A 20,530-nucleotide genomic window follows, 5' to 3' on the forward strand; every position below is an offset into this window, starting at 1 on the left:
ACCCGACTTAATGGGTAAGGCGCTGGCGATGGCGCGACATCTATCGCCCCTGTTTTTTGAGGAGACGCGAAACCTGGACTGGCCTCCACTCGCCGCCACGGGCAGTCGTGATGCCTTTCGCGTTCAGCGCCGCCGCTATCTCGCGCAATGAGGCGGCCCCGCTGGCGCGGATGTGCTCGATCACGGGGGAGAGGTCGGCGGCCCTGCTGGCGGCCTTCGCGACGCGGACCGCCTGTGACGCCGGCGCGCCGAGCTGGTGGATGGTGGCGCTGTTGGAGCGCGTTCCGCCGAGCTTATTTCCTCGCGCCTTCGCCGCCGCGAGCGCCGCCTTCGTTCGAGCCGAGATCATCTTGCGCTCGGCTTGGGCGACGACAGCCATGATGCCGACCACCATCTCGTTGGCCTCCGGCATGTCGGCCGCCACGAACCGCACGCCGGCCTTCTGCAACCCGATCAGGAAATGGGCGTCGCGGGACAACCGGTCGAGCTTGGCGATCACCAACGTGGCGTTGTGGACGCGGCAGGCTGCCAGCGCCTCCTGGAGTTTCGGGCGGTCATCCTTGGCGCCGCTCTCGGTCTCGATGAACTCCCCCACCAAGGACCAGCGGCCGCCGTTCAAGAACTCGTCGACAGCCACCTTCTGAGCCTCCAGCCCGAGACCCGATCGGCCCTGTCGGTCGGTCGAGACCCGAAGGTATGAGACAAAATTCCCCTCGACCATCGAAACAGTCCTACTGTTACGTCATCAGCGATGTTCGTTGCACTATATGTAACAGTAAAGCTCGAGCTGTCAAGCTGGCGCACTTCATGTGCCGTAGAAAACGCTCGTCCTTCGAAGAACCTCCTGTTCGGTCTCGGCATTCCTTGGTTCCGAGGGAGGCTGGAATGCGCGGCAATTCTGGAGCCAGAGAGCACCTCACGCGCGTCATCCCATCGGACGACGACAACGAGATCAGCCGTATTGGGGGAGAGCTTCGCGAGCGATTGCAGCCGGTCGTGGAGGAGTCGCTTTCACCCGACCTCCAGATTGCATTGAGCGTCCTGGAATTGGTCGAACTCAACAGAGAAGGCCAGGACCCCCTGACGGGAAATGTGGCAAAGCCGTAGGGTGATTGGTGCATAACGCATCTCCTGGCCGCCGTCCGGGTATCCGGCGGCGGCCTTTCTTTGTGGGCGATACTCCCACACCGCCACCGCCGCCGCATGCGCCTACGGCACCGTGTCGGCCGTCTTTGGCCTAACCCCGCCGGAGTTCTGGATGACCGACCTTGATGCCGCCCTGACCACTTGGATCAATGGGTGGTCGGGGCACATTGCCGCAGCCGACGTCCTCATGACCTGGATTTCCGCACTGGGCATCCCAGTACTCGTCCTGGCCGTGGCGGTGCAGTGGTGGCTTCCCCGCCCGGACCGCTCCAGCCGCCACATTCTGGTCGCGGCAGGCCTGTCGTTCCTGCTCGGCCTCGGGTTCAACCAGATCGTCCTGCTGTTCGTCCACCGGCTCCGCCCATACGACGTTGGCGTTAGCCGTCTGCTCGTCGAACGAAGTGCCGACTTCTCGGTCCCCTCCGATCACGCGACGGCAAGCGTCGCCATCGCGACCGCCTTCCTCTTGCACGGCTTTAAACGCCAGGGGCTGGTCCTCCTTGCCGTCGCGGTGCTGCTGGCCGTCTCGCGCGTCTACATCGGGACCCACTTCCTGAGCGACGTTCTCGGAGGCGCCATCACGGGCGTTGCTGCCGCTGCCGCGGTAAGGGCGGCCTACCGGGAGGGCACCCGTGCGGACCGCCTGATTACGGGCATACTCTGACCCATGCTGAGGCCGGTGCGTGACGAAGTGGTGGACAGGCCCTCGGTTTCCAGCGCCCATGACAGGAACCGGAGGTGGAGGCTATTGGGAGCGAGGCGCCGTGTTAGGTCAACTGCCCGCCCTGGCCCTGCTGTTCATCTTCATCTTCGGGCTGAACCTGATTCCGGCGTTCGCGCCACCGACCTGGATGGCGTTGGCCCTGGTGGGCTTCGAGTTCCCCGACACAGGCGCCGTCCACCTGGCCGTGGTCGGCGCGGTCGCGGCGACGCTGGGCAGGCTGACGCTCGCAAGGCTGTCGTATTGGCTCTTGCGGGAGAAGCTGCTGAGCGACGCCCACCGGGCGAACATTGATGTCATCAAGGATCGCCTTGAGAAGCGGACGGTCTTAACCGTCGGCCTGTTCCTGTTCTACGCCTTCAGCCCCCTGCCCTCGAACTTCTTGTTCATCGCCTATGGGTTGACCGGGCTGCCGCTGCTGCGGGTCGCGCTGCCGTTCTTCGTCGGCAGGCTGGCCAGCTACACCTTCTTCATTGAGGGCGGTGCCGCGGCGGGACGGCGGCTGCACATCGACTCGCTCGCGTCGGGTCTGTACGCGGGCGCCTGGTTCATCGGCACCCAGGTGCTTCTCCTGGCGGCGCTCTACGCCTTCACGCGCATCGACTGGACGGCCTTGTTCGACCGGCACAGGCTCGTGTGGATACCTAGGGCGTGACGGCCCTCCAGTTGATCGCGCAACATCAGTAAGAAGCGCCCGTCACTGGGTGGCGAAGAGGCGCATGATGCCGGCCGCGATACGCCGCGCCTCGTCGCGCGTGAGGTCACCGGCTCGCGGGTCACCGGTGTAGACCCAAGCCAGATAGCGCCCCTCGGCGGACCTGACCACGAACGCCTCCGGGTGCTTATCGAGCGTCAACGGCGGCTGGACACCGTCGGGGAGGCTGTGCCACCTCGCCGTTCATATCCCGTACAGCCATCGTGAAATAAACACGCGCCTTCAATGTGGTTCGGGGAGACCTGCGCATGCGCGCACTAGCCGTCTATCCGATCTACGCGAAGGACAGAGACGGTCCGGTGATCCCGTTGGGCGACGTTCGGGCCGGTAGCCATGAGGCGGCGTCCGCGACGGCGTTGCGCTTTCTCCGCCAGCGGGCGTTGGGCGGAGGCATCAGGATGGATTGCATCGTATGGCTGATGGGGCCGGACCAGCGACCTGTTCTGCCTCCGCGGCGGTTGGACAATCTCCTTGAACAGCTTCGCCATGAAGAGGAAGAGCTTCGCGAGCGATTGCAGCCCGTCGTAGATGAGCCGCTTCCACCCGATCTCCTGGAAGGCCAGTAGTCGGTTCGCGCGGCTCACCCGGCCAGCCGACGCCACCACGGCCGTGCTCGGCGGCGCTCCAGCTCTAGGAGGCGCTCGGCCATCTTCGCCAGCTCCGCCATGGCCTGATCCGCCCGCGACCTTTCCTGCCGAAGATCGGCCCGATGCTCCGCGGCCAGCGCGTCGAGGCGCGCGACCTCGGCCTTCAACGTCTCGATGTGGGCGGTCAGAGCAGCCCGATCGTCCGGCCGATCAACCGTCCGGTCATCGGGGGCGCTCATCGGGCGCTCATCGGGCCGTTTAACCGGCCGATCAGAACCGATTGCTTCTTCAGGGACTTGCACGCGGGCTTTGCCATCATTTCCGAGCTGACGGCGCCAACCGAAGCGTGCGGCGCGCTGGCGGGCCGCCTCGGTCGAAATCCCAAGCGCTTTCGCGGCCTCGGCATACGTGTACCAGTCGGACATGGGAGAACCCCGAACGGCCGATGATCGGCCATTGCTCGGGAGATCATCCCCCTAGCATGGTAAAGGGCGCTTTAAGGGGCATCGGGTGGTGACCGGCCGATTGTCGACCGGCACGCCGCTTACGGGGCCGTATCGCTGGCTTGGATGCGACAGCGCTCCCTGAGCCCGACGAGAGCCCAGCGCGCCCCTACGCCTCCGCCCTGGCCCATGAGCGATACGATCGCGGCGGCGAGCTCGACGGCGTGCGGCTGCCGGGCCGTTGTTGTCGCCACCGCTCGGAGGAGCACAGCCGCACCTACCGGCCGGGCGCGCGCCATGCCCTCTGGAGCCTCAGGCAGGGCCGTGGCGGCTTTGGAGTGCGACAGCGCTCCGACTCCTAGTCCAAAGGGCGTGGCGGGCCTCCACGGCCTCTCCATGGGCCGAGCTGATTGCTCCGCGCGTAGGCATGTTCCGGGTGGAAACATCGTGCAACAAGCGTCCATCACCGGGAGGCGAAGAGGCGCATGATGCCGGCCGCGATACGCCGCGCCTCGTCGCGCGTGAGGTCGCCGGCGGCAGGTGTTTTCGTGCCGTCCTGGCGTCCGGCCCCGCTGTCGGCCGGGCTTCAGGATCGACGGTCAAGCCCCTCGGCGGAACAGGTGGGGCAGCGCTTCGCACGCCCCGTCTCCGTCCGTTCTCGTTGACCCTGACGGGCTCGCAGACGATCCTCAGGGTGTCCACCAGCCCCTAACCACCCCGCCAACATTTCGGCCGTCTGCGCCCCGCATTCAGGCCCCGCAAGGAGTTGCCCGTCATCCATGGACGCCACGGGAGGGTTACGCATGAGCGCTCTTCGCGATTTCGCCACCAAGGCTGTAGCCGTTCCCGTCGGCCACGCGGAAGCCCGCCGGCATCGCGTGGACGGTCCAGGGCGGCGGGAAGCGGCGGGTCATGCGTGAATAACGCGGCTCGGCGGCGCCGGGTCTTACGTTCGGTCTGGATCGTGCCTGATGTGCGTGGCTATGCCGGCGTCCTCGGCGGCCAGGGGGTGTCCGCCTTCCTGCGCTGAAGCCCGGTCATCAGCCCGTCGCGCCATCTCCAGCCACTTCTCGGCCATGTCCAACAACAGCGCCCGTTCCTGGTCGTCGGCGGCCGTCTGGACCCGCTGCATGCAGCGCTCGGCCCGCTCTCGATAATGTCTGGACGTCATCGCCCTGCCCTCCGCGCGGCTGAACGCGAAACTTCGCCTGGAGTTGCAACTCACCCGTCTACGAGGCCAGCCCGAGCCTGGACTAGCGCGTGCGGATTGGTGCCGCCTTTGGAACTGTCCAGGTGATCCCGGCATCGTCTCCGGATGCGTCCTCCAGTCGCCGCCCACAGGCGCCGAACACCCCCGGGCTTCATCGCGCCTTGCCTAGCGTGCCCCGCCGACCGCGTACCGGAGGGCCCGCTTTGGCTGCATTCGCCGAAACATGACGGGTTCCGGATGATCTGCCGCCGCGCCGGGCCACAGGCGCGCGTGTGGAGCCGAAACGCCTTGAATTGGACCCGCACGCCTGCCGAGGATCGCCGGCGGTCTCCTGGAGCTCCCCTGCGCCTCCTGCGTGCTCGATGGCGAAGCCGTCGTTCAGCTCCCCGACGGACGAGACGACTTCCACGCGCTCCGGTCGGCAGCGGGCGCCCGCAACGCCATGCTGATGGCCTTCGACCTGTTGGAGCTGGACGGCCGGGACCTGCGCGCCTTGCCGCTGGAGGAGCGCCGGGCCGAGCTGCGTCGGCTGGTCGAGGCGGGCCCGGTCGACGGCGTCGCGTTCGTGGATGCGATGGACGACGACGGAGAGGCCCTGTTCCGCCATGCCTGCAGGCTCGAGTTCGAGGGCATTATCTCCAAGCGGCGGGACAGCCCCTATCGATCGGGGCGATCGCCGCACTGGCTGAAGTCGAGGTGTCCAAATTACGTGCGCGTTTTGTAACTTGCGGGAACCTCCCTAAGCGGCATCCCATTGAAATGCTAACTTTCGCGCCGGCCGAGGGCGAAAAGGACAATGTTTGATGACCCAGAGCTCCAGGAGCGCGTCCAGTTCCTAGGGGACAAGATCCTGAGTTTGCTGGACCGCGCTGACCACGCAGAGACCCTGGAGGAAGCGCGAGAACTCCTCAAAGAGGCCCGCCGACAGATCGAGCGTATTCTGGACCTTGCGTCTCCTGACGAAAGTAAGAAACTAACGTAAATCAGTTTGTTTTGACCTGGATCAGTTTATTCGGAACAAAAAGTGTACAAAGAGCGCGTAATTGTGCCGCAGTTTGCGCCCGTCTCGTGAGATATTCATGTCTGAAAATCGCCGCTTCCCGCCGCCCTGGACGGTCCACCCCATGCCGGCGGGCTTCCGCGTCGCCGACGCGAACGGCGCTTGGCTGGCCTACTGCTACGGCGACACCACGGGTTACCGGAGTACGGGCAGCGTAATGATGTTGCCCGACCAGGCGAGGGCAATGGCGGAGATGATCGCCAGCATGCCTGATCTTATGCACGGCGTCGGATCGGCGGAGTTCCCGCCCGGGACGCAGGGGCCGTTCTTCGTTGAGGACCGGAAAACCTGGTTCTCGGTCACCGACGCGAGCGGCATCAGGCTGGCGGCCGTCTACCACAGCGACCCTGAAGCAGGCGACCTAACGCCCGACGAGGCGCGGCGGATCGCTGTCGGGATTGCGCGACTGCCGGATTGGGTGGGACGGCCGCAATGAGGACGCGGGTCGTTCACGCAAAAAAGCCCTGCTCGCGGGGCGATCCGCGGCAGCGAGAGTGACCTTCACCTTCACTCACCCCATCAGCCGCGCGCCAGGGCGGGGAATAGCGGGCGACTATCGACATCGGACGCACACGGCATTTCCGCTGCGCCCATCCGCCATGGATCCTTCAGGCGTCGAACGGCCCTCGGGCCCAACCGCCAGGAGAGACCCATGACCCGTCCCACCGACCGCTTCATGACCGCGATCCTCGGCCTCGCCGCCGCGACCTTCGCGCTGCCGGCCCTGGCCGGCGAATGCCCAGCCGACAAGGTGGGCCGCGACCTCACCAAGCCGGTCACGACGCCCGCCAAGGACGTCACCGACACCGTGCTGACCAAGATCGAGCTCGCCCAGGAGCCCGTCGGGCTCAAGGATCACGAGCTGCGGCTGCGCAAGCTCGTCGTCCAGCCGGGCGGCGTCGTTCCCTGGCACAGCCATGGCGACCGACCCGCGATCATCTACATCGTCGAGGGCTCGATCACCGAATACGCCAGCACCTGCGCGGTCCCGATTCTGCACAAGGCCGGCGAGGTAGCGCGGGAGACGAGCGCCACCGCGCATTGGTGGAAGAACACCGGCAGCAAGCCCGTGACCCTGCTGTCCGCCGACATCCTGCACGACAAGACGGACGCGAACATGTGAGCCCGCCCGGCGGCGCCCTCGCAGGGCGCCGCCCCGTCCCGCGAAAGGACACGCCATGATCGCCGCACTCCTCCATCGGGCCAACCCCGATCGCGCCTTGCCGGGAGCGGAAGTCCCGGCCGCGCCAGGCGCCCTCGCCCAAGCGGCCAGGATGGGCCTGATCGGCCTCGTCTCGTTCCTGACGCTCGTAGACCTTTTCGCGACGCAGGCGATCCTGCCGTCGCTGGCGCGCCTCTACGGTGTCACGCCGGCCGCGATGGGGCTGGCCGTGAACGCCAGCACGCTGGGGATGGCGGTGGCCGGGCTCGCGGTCGCCCTTATGAGCCACCGCCTCGAGCGCCGCCGCGGCGTCGTGGCCAGCCTTTTGTTGCTGTCGATACCGACCGTGCTGCTGGCGGGCGCGCCCGGCCTTGGCGCCTTCGCGGCGCTGCGGGTGCTGCAGGGCCTCTGCATGGCGACTGCGTTCTCATTGACGCTGGCCCATCTCGGCGAGACCACCAGCGGCCGGAAGACAGCGGCGGCCTTCGCCGCCTATGTCACCGGCAATGTCGCCAGCAACCTCGTTGGCCGCCTCGTCGCGGCGGCGCTCGCCGATCATTTCGGCGTTCCGGCCACCTTCGCCACGCTTGCGGCCATGAACCTGGCCGGGGCTGCGTTGGTGCGCGCCACCATGGCGCGGGCAGGCCGGCCCGGGACCGGGAGCGCGGCTCCGGCGGGCTTGGCCGGCGTTGCGCAACATTTGCGCAACCCCGCTTTGCGGGCCGCCTTCGGGATCGGCTTCTGTATCCTCTTCGCCTTCATTGGGGCGTTCACCTACGTCAACTTCGTGCTGGTGCGCCCGCCGATCGCGATCAGCCAGATGACGGTCGGGTTCGTCTATTTCGTGTTCCTGCCGTCTATCGTTACGACGCCGCTGGCCGGCCTCGCCGTGGCGCGGCTGGGCGCCCGCCGGGCGTTCGGGGCAGCGACGCTCGTCGCGCTCGCCGGGCTCGCCCTCGTGACCGCGCCCGGCCTCGACGCCATCCTGGCCGGGCTGACCTTGGTCGCGGCCGGCACGTTCTTCGCCCAGGCCGTCGCAACCGGCTTCGTCGGCAAGGCCGCCACGGGCGACAGGGGCTCGGCCAGCGGGCTTTATTTGGGGAGCTATTTCACGGGCGGCCTCGTGGGCAGCGCCGTGCTGGGCTGGCTCTTCGACGGCTTCGGCTGGACCGCCTGCGTAGCCGGAGTCGCGGCGGCGCTCGTGCTCTCCCTGCTGCTTTCGGCCCGCTTGGTCGTCCCCGCGCCGCCCGCCTCGGTCTTCTCCCCGAAGGAGTTGCAGCCATGACCTCTCTCGACAAAAGCTCCCTTCTTCCAGCGTCGGCTCACGCCGCCGCCGGGCTCTCGCCGGAGGCCCAGCCCACCCGCCGCCATGTCATCGCGGGCGGCGCCGGGGCGGCGCTCGCCGCGGCGCTCCCGCCCGTGGGCGTCCGGGCCGGCGGCGCGGACGTGATTGCGACCTACAAGGCCTTCGCCGCCGCTCAGAACGCCGGCGAACTCGCCGTCGTGCGGGAGATGTTCACGCAGGATCCGCCGTTCTTGTGGGTGAGCGACGGGATGTCGATCTGGGGCCGCGACGCGGCGATCGAACGAATGGCCCTGTTCCGGAGCTCGGAGATCTGGCGCGTGACCCCGGACCTCGACCGCGCCGTCGCGGTGGAGCTGAACGCCGGCGCGGCCTACCTCCACCTGCCGCTCGAGCTGGCCATCGGCCCGCGCGTGCCGGGGCCGGACCGACTGCGCTTCCTCGTCTCGATGCTGGCGGTGCGCAAGGACCGTTCGGAGGATTGGCGCATCGCCGCCCTGTTCACCACCACTGAAAAAAAGGGGTGATGGCCATGCACACGGTCTCATCGAGGCGGCGCGTGGTGATCGTCGGCGGCGGCTTCGGCGGCCTGTCGGCAGCGCAGGCGCTGGCGCGCGCGCCGGTCGACGTCACACTAATCGATCGCCACAACTACCACCTGTTCCAGCCGCTGCTCTACCAAGTGGCCACCGCCGGGCTGTCGCCGGCCGACATCGCATCTCCCATCCGGGGCGTCCTGCACCGCCAGAAGAACGCCTTTGTGATGCTGGCGCGCGTCACCGGGGTCGATCCGGACCGGCGGGTCGTCATGACCGACGAGGGCGATGTCGCGTATGACGCGCTCATCATCGCGACGGGCGCCAAGCACGCCTACTTCGGCCGCGACGGGTGGGAGCGCCATGCGCCCGGCCTCAAGAAGATCGAGGACGCGACGGAGCTGCGCCGACGCATCCTGCTCGCCTTTGAGAAAGCGGAGATCGTCAAGGACCCCGCCGAGCGCCGCCGCCTCCTGACCTTCGCGGTGATCGGCGGCGGGCCGACCGGCGTCGAGATGGCCGGCGCTATCGCGGAGCTGGCGCGCACGGCGCTGGCGGCCGATTTCCGGGCCATCGACCCGCGGATGACCCGCGTGGTGCTGATCGAGGCCGGGCCGCGCATCCTCCCGTCCTTCCATCCGCAGTCGTCGGCGACCGCCGCGGCGGGCCTGCGCGGCCTTGGCGTGGAGGTGGAAGCCGGCGCGCCGGTGACGGCGGTCGACGGCGAGGGTGTAGAGGTCGCCGGCCGGCGGATCGAAAGCCGCACGATCGTCTGGGCCGCCGGCGTGCGCGCTTCGCCGGCCGCGCGCTGGCTGGGCGCCGAGGCGGATGGGGCAGGACGGGTCAAGGTTGCGGCGGACCTCTCCGTTCCCGGACGCCCGAACATCTTCGTCATCGGCGACGCCGCCCATGTGGCGGGCCCGGACGGGCGGCCGCTGCCGGGCGTCGCCCCGGTTGCCAAGCAGCAGGGCCGCCACGCGGCGCGCCAGATCGGACTTGCGCCCGAGCTGCGCGCGCCGTTCCGGTATCGCGACTACGGCGCCATGGCGACGATCGGCAGGCGCAAGGCGGTCGCCGACCTCGGGCGGGTGCGGCTCAGCGGCTCGCTTGCCTGGCTGATCTGGTGCGTCGCCCACGTCTATTTCCTGATCGGGTTCCGGAACCGGATGTCGGTGGCGGCGAACTGGGCGTGGAGCTACGTCACCTACCAGCGCGGCCCGCGGCTCATCACCGGCAGCGGCGAGGAGCACCCCCTCGCGCCCGAGCAGGCGCCCGCCGCCGCGCTGCGCCGCTCAGCGTGAGGCGACTTCGGCCCGAGGGGCGTCCCGCCGCCAGGGAGCCCGCACCGCCTCGCGCACGAGCGCGCCGACCGCCGGCGAATGGGGCCGGCCGCGCACCGTCACCAGCGACACCTCGCGCCAGAACTCCGGGTCAACGAGAGGACGGCTGACCACGCCGGGGTGATTGATGCAGTGTTCCGGCATGAACCCGAAGCCGAGCCCCGCCGCCACCATGGCCAGGACCCAGTCGTCTCGCTCGCTGCGGTAGATGGTCTTCCAGTTGACGCCGAGATCGCGCCAGACCGGCCCGGCGACGCCGTTGAACTCGCAGCTGACGCGGTTGACGTAGCACTCGCCCTCCAGGTCGCGCACCCGGACTGCGTTCATCCCCGCAAAGCGGTGGCTGGGCGGGACCGCGATCATCATCTGTTCGCGAAACAGCGGTAGCCGGTGCAGGCGCTCGTCCTCCTCGTCGCGCGGGTCGCAAAAGATCGCGACCTCCAGAAGGCCTTCCTTCAGGCGCACGTCGAGATCGCGCGCGCTGGCGTCCATGATCTCCAGGTCGACGCCGGGATGGCGCGCCTGCACAGCCGTGACCAGCTCGACCAGCTGGTTGGGCGCGATGGTGCACATAACGCCCAGCCGCAGGCGGGCCTTCTTGAGGCGGGTGAAGTCGAGCGCCTCCTTCTTGGCCGTTAAGCTCTTCTCGTAGAGCTCCTGCAGGTGCGGCCTCACCATGCGTCCGAGTTCGGAGAGGTGGGTGTTGGCGCGCTCGCGATGAAACAGCGCTCCGCCCAGCTCCTCTTCCAGGAGCTTGATGGCCCGCGTCAGGGAGGGCTGGGCGACGTGGCAGTGCTCGGCCGCCCGCGTGAAGTTCAGGTGGTCGCAGACAGCCAGGAAGTAGCGGACCTGATGCATCTCCATAGCGGGCTCCTATCGACATGGCAGTGAGCCGGCATTTCAGATCAATGCTTGGAACGAGCATCCTGCCTCCATGAACAGCGCCCTTGGGGCGCCACTCACGGAGGCGGCCATGACTATCCATGCGATGCCTGAAACCGCAACGCACAAGGCATTGAGCGGACGCGTCGCCCTGATCACGGGTTCGACAAGCGGGATCGGCCTCGGCGTCGCCCGCGCGCTGGCGGCGGCCGGCGCCGACGTCGTTCTGAACGGCCTCGGGGCCGGGGACGAGATCGCGGCGCTTCAGGCCGACCTGCGGGCCGAGCACGGCGTCAAGGTGCTCTATTCGGGCGCGGACCTGTCGGACGCCGCCGCCATCGAGGACATGATGGCCATGAGCGTCGCCGCGTTCGGCCGGGTGGACATCCTCGTCAACAATGCGGGAATCCAGTTCGTCAGCCCACTGGAGAGCTTCCCGCCGGCTCGGTGGCACGCGGTGCTGGCCGTCAACCTCACGGCCGCGTTCCACACGACGCGGCTGGCCCTGCCCGGCATGCGCGAGCGCGGCTTCGGGCGCATCATCAACGTCGCCTCAGCGCATGGGCTCGTCGCCTCGCCCTTCAAGGCGGCCTATGTGGCGGCCAAGCACGGTCTGATCGGGCTCACCAAAGTGACGGCGCTGGAGGCGGCCGAAGCCGACATCACCTGCAACGCGATCTGTCCCGGCTATGTCTGGACGCCGCTGGTCGAGCGCCAGATCGACGACCAGGCCATAGCGCATGGCGTGCCGCGCGACGCCGTGGTCCGCGACATCCTGCTGGCGCAACAGCCCAACAAGCGCTTCGCCACTGTCGAGCAGCTCAGCGCGCTGGCGCTCTTCCTGGCGACGCCGGAAGCCGGCTCAATCACCGGCGCGGCGCTGCCAATGGACGGCGGCTGGACGGCCCACTGACCCTGCACCCGAGCCGGAGGACAACGCCATGACAATCCATCGCAGCACGATGGTGGCCGACGCGGCGCTCCCGAAAGGGCGAGTCGGCGCCCACCCGCGGAACAAGGGGCAGATCGTGCTGGTGTTGCAGGGCGGGGGCGCTCTCGGCGCCTACCAGGCCGGCGTCTACCAGGCCATGCACGAGGCCGGGATCGAGCCCGATTGGGTGATCGGCACATCGATCGGCGCCATCAACGCCAGCCTAATCGCCGGCAACGCGGTGGCGGACCGGATGGACCGGCTGCACGAGTTCTGGGCCAGGGTGGAGCACGGGCCCATGGCCCGCGCCTTTGGGGCGCTGCCGTTCGTCGGGCTCGCGATGTCGAGCCTGATGACGATGATGCAGGGCGTGCCGGGCTTCTTCGAGCCCAACCTGCGGTCGTTCGGCGGGGCCCATGTTTCGCTCGGCCCGGAGGCGGCGGGCTACTACAGCACCGCACCCCTGGCGGCGACGCTGGCCGAGCTCATCGACTTCTCGCTGGTGAAGGCCTGCCAGCCGCGCCTGACGGTCGGCGCGGCGAATGTGCGGACCGCCGAGATGCGCTATTTCGACAGCCGCGAAACGGCGCTCGACCTGCGCCACGTGCTCGCCTCTGGCGCGCTGCCGCCTGCTTTTCCGGCCGTGCGGATCGGGCAGGAGCTCTACTGGGACGGCGGCATCCTGTCGAACACCCCCGTCGAGACCGTGTTCGACGACATGCCGCGGCGCGACTCGGTGGTGTTCGCCGTGCATGTCTGGAATCCGAACGGGCCGGAGCCGGACACCATGTGGCAGGTGCTGCACCGGCAAAAGGACATCCAGTATTCCAGCCGCGCCGCCAGCCACATCGCCCGCCAGCGCCAGATGCACAAGCTGCGGCACGTCATCGCCGAGCTGGCCCGGCGGGTTCCCGAGCCGCTGCGCAGCGATCCGCTCACCAGGGAGCTCGCCGCCTATGGCTGCCTGACCCGCATGCATGTGGTGCGCCTGCTGGCGCCCTCCCTGGACGGCGAGGACCACACCAAGGACATCGATTTCAGCGCCGCCGGGATCAGGGCGCGGTGGGACGCCGGCTATCGCGACACGTGCGCGATGCTGGAGCAGTCTCCCTGGGAGGCCGAAATTGATCCGCTGGAAGGCTTCGTCCTGCACGAGACGCGGGCCGGCGCGGTAGTCACGCCCGCTTCGTGAGGCGGTTGCGCACGCGCGGCGCGATCACTCCCACCCTGCCGGGCCCTGCCATGACCGGCACTCCGTCGTTGAGCCGTTCTGGTGGCAGGTCACGCGCCGTTCTTCGGGGAGATTTCCCCCGAGAGCCTGACCGAAACGCAGGAGGCGCGTGCGGGCTTCGCGTTGTCTCTGCTGCTGCTGCGCCGCGTCGGCCGCGGCGACCTGGGACATGTACTGGCGGCATTGCAGATACAGCGCGGTCCCCGGGGAGTAGCCCATATCCTTGCACTTGGCATCGTGCTCGGGGGCTTTGGCCGACAACGGCTCACCCGCCGATTGGCATGCAACGACCGGAAGGGTGAGGGCGACAGCAGCCGCCGCCAGAACGAGAACGCGGCGCATCGCACCTCCAACCAACAAAGAAGGCCGAGCATAGGGGGCTGGAAGGACCGAAATCTACGCCGATTTTGGGATTTCTTGGCTTCCCCGCAGGAGCGCGGCGCTCTGTCCTACTGCTCTCCATGGCGGACATAGCCGGCGCATTTCGACTTCAGCCATGCCTGCGACCGTCCCGACCGATAAGGGCTGTCCCGGCGCTTGCTGATGATGCCCTCCAGGCCGAGCCGGCAGGCATGGCGGAACAGGGCCTCACCGTCCTCATCAATCGCATCCACGAACGCGACGCCGTCGACCGGGCCCGCCTCGACCAGCCGACGCAGCTCGGCCCGGCGCTCCTCCAGCGGCAAGGCGCGCAGGTCCCGGCCGTCCAGCTCCAACAGGTCGAAGGCCATCAGCATGGCGTTGCGGGCGCCCGCTGCCGACCGGAGCGCGTGGAAGTCGTCTCGTCCGTCGGGGAGCTGAACGACGGCCTCGCCATCGAGCACGCAGGAGCGACAGGGAAGCTCTAGGAGGCCGCCGGCGATCCTCGGCAGGCGCTGGGTCCAGTTGAGGGCGTTACGGCTCCACAGCCGCGCCTGTGGCCCTTCCCGGCGGCAGATCATCCGGAAGCCGTCGTGCTTCGGCTGGTGGATCCAGAGAGGGCACTTTGGGACACGGTCGGCGGGACAGGCGAGACAAGGCGCAATGAAGCCTGGAGGGGTTCGGCGCTTGTGGGCGGGGATAGGTGGCCGCATGGAAACCCGGAAGAAGAAAGCCCCACGGATGGGCTGATCCGTGGGGCTGTCAGTGCACCTTGGAGGGGCAATCTTTAGTTGCGCCCGGAGAACGTCGCCAAGGCACGGGAGTTTTTGGCGCCGACGCTTAAACGATCGACTTGTTCCTTGCTTCCCTGGCTTTCGTAGCTTGCCGGGTTGCCTCGGCGGATTGACGCGCCTTCTGTTCGTCAGAGGCTATCCGCCGCTTCTGGTCGCCATCGGGCAAGCGAACCGGCACTGAGAATTTAACTTTGCTGGTCTGTTGATTTAAGTGGCTGCCGCCTGCCTCAAAGCTCGCGAGGCCCCAGACCTTGAGATCACCTCGCCCGCTGCCCTTTGTTTCAGCGACAACGGCGACTTCGAAGTCTACGACCGTAAAAATGCCGAGTGCGTCCTGGATCAGGCTCCCTTTGCCTTCGACCTTTTGCAAGGCTGCCGCAACGTTATCCCCGCCCTCGCTCGACTGCGCTTTTCGGATTCCGTCGAGCACTTCGATCAGAGCTTTTTCCACGAACTCAGACAGGTTCATCGCGACCTCCCGGAGGATTTGTCAGACGGCGTGCACCAGCGTCGTCGAGCTGCGGCGCTGACCGGACCTTACCTCTCCGCGCGCCTGCGCCACATCTCGTCCACCTCGCGCAGTACGTCGTCGAGGATGGCGTCCCGCTCCTCGGCCGTGAGGTCCGCGCCGGTCGGGTCCTTGGGTATGGCGAGCGAGAAGTCTATTCCCCAACTTACGCGCTCGCCCCTCTGATGCGCGGCGGTCGCCTCGGCCATCTTCTTATAGGCCGCGATTGCGTCAGGCAGGCGCACGCTGGCTTCAGCGCTGCCCTCTCGCGACTTCCTGGCGAGGGCCAGAGCATCGTTGCGCAGCGTGGTTACCTCCTCCCACTGAGCGCGGTGCTGGCGGATCATCGAGGCGCGGCGCTCGGCCTCCTGATTCACCACCAACTCGCGCGTCACCTCTGACGTAGGTGTGTTACCGCCTGCAACTGGCGACCGATCTGTAACCGATGTGGTAGCCAGCTTGGCCACCACAGCAATCTGGATCTCGCCATTTGGGGTCCTCTGCCAACCCTCTCTCTCGGCGCGCTGAAGGATGCCCTGGCGGGTGACGTTGTACTGTTTTTCCAGTTGGCGGGCGGACATGCCGACGCAGAAGCGCGTCTTGATCTCCTCCCACTCTTCAGCTGTCAGTCGGGCCATGTGCGGATCCTTGCTACGGTTTGACATGGCTGCGCAATTCAGCGTGGGCAAGCTGTGAGGTGCGTCCCTGCTCTTAGCGCATGGTCTTGGTCGGACCGAGATTGTATACGAATCCCTCGCATCTCACTGGGAGCGTCGAACTCAGGCGGTACCGCGGCTGGCCGTCTTTGCCGGCCACAAGTTCAATCGGAACCCCGCGTTCACGAAGGCGAGGAGCTCTCAGTCTCATCCTTCTGCTAAAGGCGTTCCCACTGTGCCGGTCCAGGAAGAACAGCGCCGAGGCATCCTGATCATTGAGGATCGGGCCCACGGACCCCGCGGGCCAAATTCCTATCGCAGCGAGAAACCCGTGTGCATCGAGCCACAGTTGAATGTCGCTTGGGTCCAATCGCAATTTACCACCAATTCGGCAAGCTTGCAGGCGCCCAGCGCCGATCTCGCGTCGGATAGTTCGTTCGCTCAGAAATGACTTTTGGGCGAACTCCCTCACGGTGAGGGTAGCCACATCGGATGCCATCATCTTTGTCTCCATTGTCTTTGAGTTCAGGGCGCGGCGAGCGGCCTCTATCGCCGCCGGCATCAGCGCGTCTCGGTCGATAAGCCGGCGTGAGCTGAATCTCGGAAGGCCGTGTTGCCGGGCGGTTCGTCCGCGCCCGGATGCGCTCGCAGCGCGCGGCCTGTCGGTACGTCGCGCCGTTTAGTTCTTGTTGGGCAATCCGGCTGAGTCGGAGATTGTCTCCCTCGCTCTGACGGATGACGCAAGGTGACGCGTTTTCGTCACCTTCGCTTTCGGATGCATTCAAATTTGTGATCATGTTTTCAGCGTCATGATGCGTCATGCGTCATGGCTGACGTTTCAGCTGTATGCCTTGAAAGCCTCGAGCATCACCCGTCCGGTAGGGCGCGAACCCTCGGCTTTGCAGTTGCGACGCGAAGTTCTTTTGGCTGACGCCAGCCTCAGAGTAGCGCTCGTAGGACATGCGCAGCTCGAGCGAACTGGCCCAATACGCATCGTCGCCGGTGTCGCAGCACTCCGCGAGCCAAGACCCGAACACGTCCTGGTCAGCGAAGTAGGTCTCCGTTGCGTCCGCTATGCACGCTGGGCGCAAAAGGCCGTTGGCTTGCCAGTCCAGCGCGCCATCAATCATCCACCGCAGGATCCCCGGCGCTTCGTGCTTGAGCTTCTCGGTGAGCAGATGATCGACATCTTTCGGCGTCACCACGAACGGGACCATTGCCACACGGCGACGTGCGGCATTGTCGACCACCGTGAGCCTGGGCTGGTGATTGCCCGCAAAGATCAGCTTGAACTTCGGCATGAATTCGAAAAAATCCTCGCGCATGAAGCGCGCCCGGATCCGGTCGCCACCAGTGAGCTGTTTGATCCGCGCTTCGTCCCATGCGCGTCCAAACTCCGTCTCCGAGGCAGTGACGAGTCGGGGGCCATGCAGCATGGCAAGTTCGGTTGGGTGTTTATCGTGCGCTGACGTCGTGAATGCAGTCATCGGCGCCGTCGCGGCATACTCATGGAGGATGCTCATGAGCACCTCCTGGAACACGCTTTTACCATTTCCCCCGGGTCCATGCAGGAACAGCAGCGTTTGCTCACGGGTGACGCCGGTGAGGCAGTAGCCCGAAAACTGCTGCAAGAAGCGGATGACCTCGGCGTCTCCGCCCAGCGCTTCATGGAGAAACTCGGTCCAGCGCGGACAATCTGCCGTCGGCGCAGGCTCAACCAAGGTGATCTTTGTGATCCCGTCCTGAGGATTGGCCGAACGCAGGACGCCCGTCCTCAGGTCCACCGTTCCACCCGGCGTGCCGAGGAGGAAGGGATCGACGTCCCAATCGGCCGCCGTCGCCTTCATGGCGCCTCGCGCGAGCTTTTCGACGCCCTTGGCGAAGGCAAGCGATCGCGCTTGTCTGATCTCGGCTCCGTGGCAGGAGCGGGAGCGATCTCGGGCGATGTCGCGCGCATGCTGAAGCGCACTGTCGGTGCGGTCGACACGCCAGCTCGTGCCGTCCCACTCGAACCACGCTCCCCTGCTGAAGCAGTAGCGCAGGAGGTCCTTGAAGCGCCGAGTGAAGACCTGCGCCACACCGTCCTGGGTGACGAGTTCCGGACGCGCATCGGAAAAGACCTCAACATCCGGGGCGAACGGCATAGGCGGGCTTAGAGAGGGCGGGGCATGGCGATCAGCCATGGCCGATTCTCCCTAGCCACGACGCGGTTGAAAGCGACCTCACCCCCGATGGACCTGACGCGAGCGGATTTATTTCAGAGGAGTCCGCCACAATCATGTGCGTGGCCCAACTCTCGTTTAAGCACCCAGATGAGACGTGGCCGGCCCGAACGGTCCTGTCATGCGCATTCGAGCCGACGGCGTCGGCCCGCCACCAAGAGGGCGACCTCATCAGCCGGCCTCCGGCAAACTTCCGTCGACGATAGGCGGAACCATCGCGCCAAAGAGCGCGAACAATTCGCCGACGTGGGCCTTTCCGCCCATGGCCGCCAAGGGGCCAAGGTCCATCAACTCCCGCGCCGCAGTTCGCCGGTGGATAATCACGACGCCCGCACGGCTGTGCCTGAGCCAACCGAGGGGGTCAGGGTGGACCAGCAAGGCCCCATGCTTGTGAAGGCGGGGAGCCACGGGATCGCCGAGAACGGCGGCGCGGCCGCACCACGTTCCCAGTCGGCTGGGACGCCGAGCCCAGGCGGCGAGGTCGTAGGGCCGTCCATCCCCGTCGCGCAGCATGATGATGAGCGCGTCTTGGAATTTGTCGTAGTGAGCTGCCTCATCGTGGAAGATGAACCGCGTCCCCGCGAACTTCACCTTGGCGTGAACGAGCACATCGGGGTTCGCTAGCACCGCAGCCGGTACCTGCTGCTCGGTGAACCAGCGGATAGCCTTCTGAGGCAGCAACTCGCACGCGGCGTGGCGCTCCTCGATCAACCGTTCGGAGTCGGTCAAGGGGGGTAAGAAATCGTGCATCAGCCCGCTCCCTTCTCGATGAGCGCGCGGATGTCCTCGACACGCCAGGCGGTGATGCGCGGCCCGAGCCGGACAGGCTTCGGATAGCGTCCCGCCGCAACACCCGCCCACCAGGTGGATCGCGCGACCGGGATGGGTCCGCGCGGGGCCAGAATGGAGGTGAGGCGGATGAACCCGGTTTGGGGCAGGTGAGCGCCGCCCTGCGGGCGAGCGTCATCGTTCGAAGCGGCCACGTGACCCTCGTTGGCTTGACGTTGCACGACGACAAGCTCGCGATGGCGGGACGGCATTGCACCGACCGCCTGTCGCGCGTAGGGTCAACCCGCTCCTTCCAGAGCAACAGGGGAGACCCTGGAGAGCCGCTTCGACTGCCAGGTCGGGCGGCTCTTTTCTTGTCGATCCACACCTTAGTTGCGGACGAATTAACCCTAAACCGTCTTTCGACAGACGTCGCCGGACGCCGAAAGCTCTTTAGCTTGCTGGCCGCCCGCGAGGTCCCTTTCTAGGGGACACGCCCGCACAAACCAACGTCAACCCGGGCAAGGCACACGGAGACAAATGAGTTCCTTATTTGGGGCCGGAGCAGTAGCTCATGAGCAACAATTGGCGCGCCTAAATTCGCTGTGGATAACTTTACACTGTGTTTTCAGCCCAGCTTCGCATCAGTTCTCGCCTTTTCTCCAGCACGTCTGTCCGCCGGTAAGCCCGCTCAACCTCCGTGCCGACCTGATGACCCATCGCCTGCTCGATGACAGCGCGGGGGAAGTGCGTCTGGTCTTCGGCCCACGTCCGGAAAGTCGCACGGAAGCCGTGCGGCACGATCGGCCGGCCGTCGCGCGGGTCGCGCCAACGCACGCCGCCATTTCCCACCATGTTCATCTTCTTCAGATGCGTCAGCATGGCCATGTTGCTGAGCGGCTGATCGCCCCTGGGGCTCGGGAAGACGAACGTCGCCGACGTCCTTTGCTCCTTCATGGCGCGCAGCATGTCGACCACCACGGGCGCGAGGGGCACTCGGAACGGCTCCGCGCGGGTGCGCTTGTCTTTCAGGTGCTCGACCGGGATGGTCCACAGCGCCGCACCGAGGTCGAACTCACGCCATTCCGCTCTCCGGACAGCATCGGTGCGCACAGCGGTCAGGAGCAGCAGTTCAAGCGCCCGCGCCGCCATGGTCCGGCGCTGCCGAAGAGCGGAGAGGAAGGCTGGCGCTTCGGCATAGTCCAGTGAAGGCTGCGGCCCACGGCTCAGCTTCTCGGGGGTTGAGAAGCCCAGCGCCTTGAGGTCGTCCCACCGCGCCGGATTCTCCGCCATGGTGATGCCGAAGCCGTCCCGCAGGCGAACGCGCGCGTGCTCGAACACGCGGCGGATGCGGCGGTGAAGCTTGCGCGCCGTCTCCGGCTTGGCGTGCCAGACCGGCCGGAGAACGCGCTCAACGTCGCTGGTCGTGATCTCGTCCACCATGCGGTCGAGCATCGAGCCGCAATACGCTTCACCCAGCAGGAGACCCCACTGATAGCGCACCTTGGCGTTGGTCGACTTCGCCTGCTCTAGCTCGATCACCTCGGCCGCGATCTCCCGAAACGTTGGGCGCCGGCCACGGGCAGCCTCCGCCTTGCGCTTGGCGATCGGGTCCTCGCCGGCTGCGGCGGCGCGGCGCGCTGCACTGGCCTTCTCGCGGGCGGCGGCGAGCGGCACGTCGGGGAAGCTTCCCAAGCCCATGTCTCGGCGACGCCCCGCCTGCTGGTAGCGCAGGACCCACTTCTTCGCGCCACTCTCGGCCACGACGAGATAGAGGCCGCCTCCATCGCCATAGCGCCCTTCCGTCTTGATGGTCTCGACTTGGCGGGCGCTTAGTTTGGGCATCGGCCGTTGTCCCACGTTTAGTCCCACATTCTGTGTCGGACTGCCATGGACGGCATCATGTCATTTCGGATGATCTCAACGCAAGAACCCAAGGACAGCCTCGGGTTTTC

Annotated in this window: 26 protein-coding genes; 12 read left to right on the forward strand and 14 right to left on the reverse strand. The window is 66.7% G+C overall.

Annotated features, from left to right (window positions below; genetic code table 11):
- Nucleotides 1–40: 40 nt before the first annotated feature.
- Nucleotides 41–721, reverse strand: coding sequence for a recombinase family protein (locus tag ABEG18_RS22025; RefSeq protein ID WP_406855186.1), 681 nt, complete (start codon nucleotides 719–721; stop codon nucleotides 41–43).
- A 164-nt stretch (nucleotides 722–885) separates the two neighbouring features.
- Between ABEG18_RS22025 and ABEG18_RS22030 the strand changes: the two genes are divergently transcribed.
- The 3 genes from ABEG18_RS22030 to ABEG18_RS22040 all read left to right on the forward strand — a co-directional run bounded on the left by ABEG18_RS22030 (nucleotide 886) and on the right by ABEG18_RS22040 (nucleotide 2,522).
- Nucleotides 886–1,107, forward strand: coding sequence for a hypothetical protein (locus ABEG18_RS22030; RefSeq protein ID WP_406855187.1), 222 nt, complete (start codon nucleotides 886–888; stop codon nucleotides 1,105–1,107).
- A gap of 151 nt (nucleotides 1,108–1,258) precedes the next feature.
- Nucleotides 1,259–1,810: a phosphatase PAP2 family protein gene (locus ABEG18_RS22035; protein WP_406855188.1), complete on the forward strand. Its 552-nt coding sequence runs from the start codon at nucleotides 1,259–1,261 to the stop codon at nucleotides 1,808–1,810.
- A 100-nt stretch (nucleotides 1,811–1,910) separates the two neighbouring features.
- Nucleotides 1,911–2,522, forward strand: a complete 612-nt coding sequence (locus ABEG18_RS22040; protein ID WP_406855189.1) for a hypothetical protein — start codon at nucleotides 1,911–1,913, stop codon at nucleotides 2,520–2,522.
- 42 nt (nucleotides 2,523–2,564) lie between these two features.
- Here ABEG18_RS22040 and ABEG18_RS22045 read toward each other — a convergent pair whose 3' ends face one another.
- Nucleotides 2,565–2,723, reverse strand: a complete 159-nt coding sequence (locus ABEG18_RS22045; protein ID WP_406855190.1) for a hypothetical protein — start codon at nucleotides 2,721–2,723, stop codon at nucleotides 2,565–2,567.
- 107 nt (nucleotides 2,724–2,830) lie between these two features.
- On the opposite strand from ABEG18_RS22045, the gene ABEG18_RS22050 reads away from it, so the two are divergent.
- Entirely contained in the window at nucleotides 2,831–3,148 is a 318-nt protein-coding gene (locus ABEG18_RS22050) for a hypothetical protein (protein ID WP_406855191.1), read from the forward strand.
- A 14-nt stretch (nucleotides 3,149–3,162) separates the two neighbouring features.
- On the opposite strand, the gene ABEG18_RS22055 is transcribed toward ABEG18_RS22050, so the two are convergent.
- Complete coding sequence (locus ABEG18_RS22055; RefSeq protein ID WP_406855192.1) at nucleotides 3,163–3,594, reverse strand: hypothetical protein; 432 nt, start codon at nucleotides 3,592–3,594, stop codon at nucleotides 3,163–3,165.
- A 964-nt stretch (nucleotides 3,595–4,558) separates the two neighbouring features.
- A complete protein-coding gene (locus tag ABEG18_RS22060; RefSeq protein ID WP_406855193.1) occupies nucleotides 4,559–4,783 on the reverse strand; it encodes a hypothetical protein in 225 nt (74 codons plus the stop codon).
- Between the two features lie 394 nt (nucleotides 4,784–5,177).
- On the opposite strand from ABEG18_RS22060, the gene ABEG18_RS22065 reads away from it, so the two are divergent.
- The 6 genes from ABEG18_RS22065 to ABEG18_RS22090 all read left to right on the forward strand — a co-directional run bounded on the left by ABEG18_RS22065 (nucleotide 5,178) and on the right by ABEG18_RS22090 (nucleotide 10,184).
- Nucleotides 5,178–5,546, forward strand: coding sequence for a hypothetical protein (locus tag ABEG18_RS22065; protein ID WP_406855194.1), 369 nt, complete (start codon nucleotides 5,178–5,180; stop codon nucleotides 5,544–5,546).
- Nucleotides 5,547–5,901: 355 nt separating this feature from the next.
- A complete protein-coding gene (locus ABEG18_RS22070) occupies nucleotides 5,902–6,318 on the forward strand; it encodes a hypothetical protein (RefSeq protein ID WP_406855195.1) in 417 nt (138 codons plus the stop codon).
- Nucleotides 6,319–6,534: 216 nt separating this feature from the next.
- Nucleotides 6,535–7,005: a cupin domain-containing protein gene (locus ABEG18_RS22075; RefSeq protein WP_406855196.1), complete on the forward strand. Its 471-nt coding sequence runs from the start codon at nucleotides 6,535–6,537 to the stop codon at nucleotides 7,003–7,005.
- Between the two features lie 55 nt (nucleotides 7,006–7,060).
- Nucleotides 7,061–8,329, forward strand: coding sequence for an MFS transporter (locus ABEG18_RS22080; RefSeq protein WP_406855197.1), 1,269 nt, complete (start codon nucleotides 7,061–7,063; stop codon nucleotides 8,327–8,329).
- Nucleotides 8,326–8,874, forward strand: coding sequence for a hypothetical protein (locus tag ABEG18_RS22085; protein WP_406855198.1), 549 nt, complete (start codon nucleotides 8,326–8,328; stop codon nucleotides 8,872–8,874). The genes ABEG18_RS22080 and ABEG18_RS22085 overlap by 4 nt, the downstream gene beginning before the upstream one ends.
- Before the next feature lie 5 nt (nucleotides 8,875–8,879).
- Nucleotides 8,880–10,184 carry an NAD(P)/FAD-dependent oxidoreductase gene (locus ABEG18_RS22090; RefSeq protein ID WP_406855199.1) on the forward strand — a complete coding sequence of 435 codons (1,305 nt, stop codon included), beginning with the start codon at nucleotides 8,880–8,882 and terminating at the stop codon, nucleotides 10,182–10,184.
- Here ABEG18_RS22090 and ABEG18_RS22095 read toward each other — a convergent pair.
- Complete coding sequence (locus tag ABEG18_RS22095) at nucleotides 10,176–11,087, reverse strand: LysR family transcriptional regulator (RefSeq protein ID WP_406855200.1); 912 nt, start codon at nucleotides 11,085–11,087, stop codon at nucleotides 10,176–10,178. The genes ABEG18_RS22090 and ABEG18_RS22095 overlap by 9 nt on opposite strands.
- 109 nt (nucleotides 11,088–11,196) lie before the next feature.
- Between ABEG18_RS22095 and ABEG18_RS22100 the strand changes: the two genes are divergently transcribed.
- Entirely contained in the window at nucleotides 11,197–12,018 is an 822-nt protein-coding gene (locus ABEG18_RS22100) for a 3-hydroxybutyrate dehydrogenase (protein WP_406855201.1), read from the forward strand.
- Nucleotides 12,019–12,067: 49 nt separating this feature from the next.
- Nucleotides 12,068–13,228: a patatin-like phospholipase family protein gene (locus ABEG18_RS22105; protein ID WP_406858677.1), complete on the forward strand. Its 1,161-nt coding sequence runs from the start codon at nucleotides 12,068–12,070 to the stop codon at nucleotides 13,226–13,228.
- 24 nt (nucleotides 13,229–13,252) lie between these two features.
- Here the strand turns inward: ABEG18_RS22105 and ABEG18_RS22110 are convergent, their stop codons facing one another.
- From ABEG18_RS22110 to ABEG18_RS22150, 9 genes are all read right to left on the reverse strand, one after another.
- Nucleotides 13,253–13,609 (reverse strand): hypothetical protein, encoded by a 357-nt coding sequence (locus tag ABEG18_RS22110; protein ID WP_406855202.1) that lies wholly within the window; start codon nucleotides 13,607–13,609, stop codon nucleotides 13,253–13,255.
- A 107-nt stretch (nucleotides 13,610–13,716) separates the two neighbouring features.
- Nucleotides 13,717–14,208, reverse strand: coding sequence for a hypothetical protein (locus ABEG18_RS22115; RefSeq protein WP_406855203.1), 492 nt, complete (start codon nucleotides 14,206–14,208; stop codon nucleotides 13,717–13,719).
- 259 nt (nucleotides 14,209–14,467) lie between these two features.
- Complete coding sequence (locus ABEG18_RS22120) at nucleotides 14,468–14,890, reverse strand: trypco2 family protein (RefSeq protein ID WP_406855204.1); 423 nt, start codon at nucleotides 14,888–14,890, stop codon at nucleotides 14,468–14,470.
- A gap of 68 nt (nucleotides 14,891–14,958) precedes the next feature.
- Nucleotides 14,959–15,567, reverse strand: coding sequence for a hypothetical protein (locus tag ABEG18_RS22125; RefSeq protein ID WP_406855205.1), 609 nt, complete (start codon nucleotides 15,565–15,567; stop codon nucleotides 14,959–14,961).
- 73 nt (nucleotides 15,568–15,640) lie between these two features.
- Nucleotides 15,641–16,147 carry a helix-turn-helix domain-containing protein gene (locus ABEG18_RS22130; RefSeq protein WP_406855206.1) on the reverse strand — a complete coding sequence of 169 codons (507 nt, stop codon included), beginning with the start codon at nucleotides 16,145–16,147 and terminating at the stop codon, nucleotides 15,641–15,643.
- 262 nt (nucleotides 16,148–16,409) lie between these two features.
- A complete protein-coding gene (locus ABEG18_RS22135; RefSeq protein WP_406855207.1) occupies nucleotides 16,410–17,768 on the reverse strand; it encodes a phage/plasmid primase, P4 family in 1,359 nt (452 codons plus the stop codon).
- A gap of 210 nt (nucleotides 17,769–17,978) precedes the next feature.
- Nucleotides 17,979–18,557 carry a hypothetical protein gene (locus tag ABEG18_RS22140; protein WP_406855208.1) on the reverse strand — a complete coding sequence of 193 codons (579 nt, stop codon included), beginning with the start codon at nucleotides 18,555–18,557 and terminating at the stop codon, nucleotides 17,979–17,981.
- Nucleotides 18,557–18,790: a helix-turn-helix transcriptional regulator gene (locus ABEG18_RS22145; RefSeq protein WP_406855209.1), complete on the reverse strand. Its 234-nt coding sequence runs from the start codon at nucleotides 18,788–18,790 to the stop codon at nucleotides 18,557–18,559. The genes ABEG18_RS22140 and ABEG18_RS22145 overlap by 1 nt, the downstream gene beginning before the upstream one ends.
- A 400-nt stretch (nucleotides 18,791–19,190) precedes the next feature.
- Nucleotides 19,191–20,420, reverse strand: a complete 1,230-nt coding sequence (locus ABEG18_RS22150; RefSeq protein ID WP_406855210.1) for a tyrosine-type recombinase/integrase — start codon at nucleotides 20,418–20,420, stop codon at nucleotides 19,191–19,193.
- Nucleotides 20,421–20,530: the final 110 nt, after the last annotated feature.

Origin of the sequence: Alsobacter sp. KACC 23698 (genome assembly GCF_045348435.1) — a bacterium.
Lineage (GTDB): Bacteria > Pseudomonadota > Alphaproteobacteria > Rhizobiales > Beijerinckiaceae > Alsobacter.

Excerpts from the sequence above, each read along its gene's own strand:
- ABEG18_RS22115 (WP_406855203.1), bottom strand. The coding sequence starts at position 14,208 with ATGATCTGCCGCCGGGAAGGGCCACAGGCGCGGCTGTGGAGCCGTAAC.
- ABEG18_RS22140 (WP_406855208.1), bottom strand. The coding sequence starts at position 18,557 with ATGCACGATTTCTTACCCCCCTTGACCGACTCCGAACGGTTGATCGAG.
- ABEG18_RS22060 (WP_406855193.1), bottom strand. The coding sequence starts at position 4,783 with ATGACGTCCAGACATTATCGAGAGCGGGCCGAGCGCTGCATGCAGCGG.
- ABEG18_RS22125 (WP_406855205.1), bottom strand. The coding sequence starts at position 15,567 with ATGGCCCGACTGACAGCTGAAGAGTGGGAGGAGATCAAGACGCGCTTC.
- ABEG18_RS22090 (WP_406855199.1), top strand. The coding sequence starts at position 8,880 with ATGCACACGGTCTCATCGAGGCGGCGCGTGGTGATCGTCGGCGGCGGC.
- ABEG18_RS22025 (WP_406855186.1), bottom strand. The coding sequence starts at position 721 with ATGGTCGAGGGGAATTTTGTCTCATACCTTCGGGTCTCGACCGACCGA.
- ABEG18_RS22070 (WP_406855195.1), top strand. The coding sequence starts at position 5,902 with ATGTCTGAAAATCGCCGCTTCCCGCCGCCCTGGACGGTCCACCCCATG.
- ABEG18_RS22100 (WP_406855201.1), top strand. The coding sequence starts at position 11,197 with ATGACTATCCATGCGATGCCTGAAACCGCAACGCACAAGGCATTGAGC.
- ABEG18_RS22110 (WP_406855202.1), bottom strand. The coding sequence starts at position 13,609 with ATGCGCCGCGTTCTCGTTCTGGCGGCGGCTGCTGTCGCCCTCACCCTT.
- ABEG18_RS22150 (WP_406855210.1), bottom strand. The coding sequence starts at position 20,420 with ATGCCCAAACTAAGCGCCCGCCAAGTCGAGACCATCAAGACGGAAGGG.
- ABEG18_RS22085 (WP_406855198.1), top strand. The coding sequence starts at position 8,326 with ATGACCTCTCTCGACAAAAGCTCCCTTCTTCCAGCGTCGGCTCACGCC.
- ABEG18_RS22035 (WP_406855188.1), top strand. The coding sequence starts at position 1,259 with ATGACCGACCTTGATGCCGCCCTGACCACTTGGATCAATGGGTGGTCG.
- ABEG18_RS22105 (WP_406858677.1), top strand. The coding sequence starts at position 12,068 with ATGGTGGCCGACGCGGCGCTCCCGAAAGGGCGAGTCGGCGCCCACCCG.
- ABEG18_RS22055 (WP_406855192.1), bottom strand. The coding sequence starts at position 3,594 with ATGTCCGACTGGTACACGTATGCCGAGGCCGCGAAAGCGCTTGGGATT.
- ABEG18_RS22030 (WP_406855187.1), top strand. The coding sequence starts at position 886 with ATGCGCGGCAATTCTGGAGCCAGAGAGCACCTCACGCGCGTCATCCCA.
- ABEG18_RS22075 (WP_406855196.1), top strand. The coding sequence starts at position 6,535 with ATGACCCGTCCCACCGACCGCTTCATGACCGCGATCCTCGGCCTCGCC.
- ABEG18_RS22135 (WP_406855207.1), bottom strand. The coding sequence starts at position 17,768 with ATGGCTGATCGCCATGCCCCGCCCTCTCTAAGCCCGCCTATGCCGTTC.
- ABEG18_RS22120 (WP_406855204.1), bottom strand. The coding sequence starts at position 14,890 with ATGAACCTGTCTGAGTTCGTGGAAAAAGCTCTGATCGAAGTGCTCGAC.
- ABEG18_RS22080 (WP_406855197.1), top strand. The coding sequence starts at position 7,061 with ATGATCGCCGCACTCCTCCATCGGGCCAACCCCGATCGCGCCTTGCCG.
- ABEG18_RS22050 (WP_406855191.1), top strand. The coding sequence starts at position 2,831 with ATGCGCGCACTAGCCGTCTATCCGATCTACGCGAAGGACAGAGACGGT.
- ABEG18_RS22130 (WP_406855206.1), bottom strand. The coding sequence starts at position 16,147 with ATGCCGGCGGCGATAGAGGCCGCTCGCCGCGCCCTGAACTCAAAGACA.
- ABEG18_RS22095 (WP_406855200.1), bottom strand. The coding sequence starts at position 11,087 with ATGGAGATGCATCAGGTCCGCTACTTCCTGGCTGTCTGCGACCACCTG.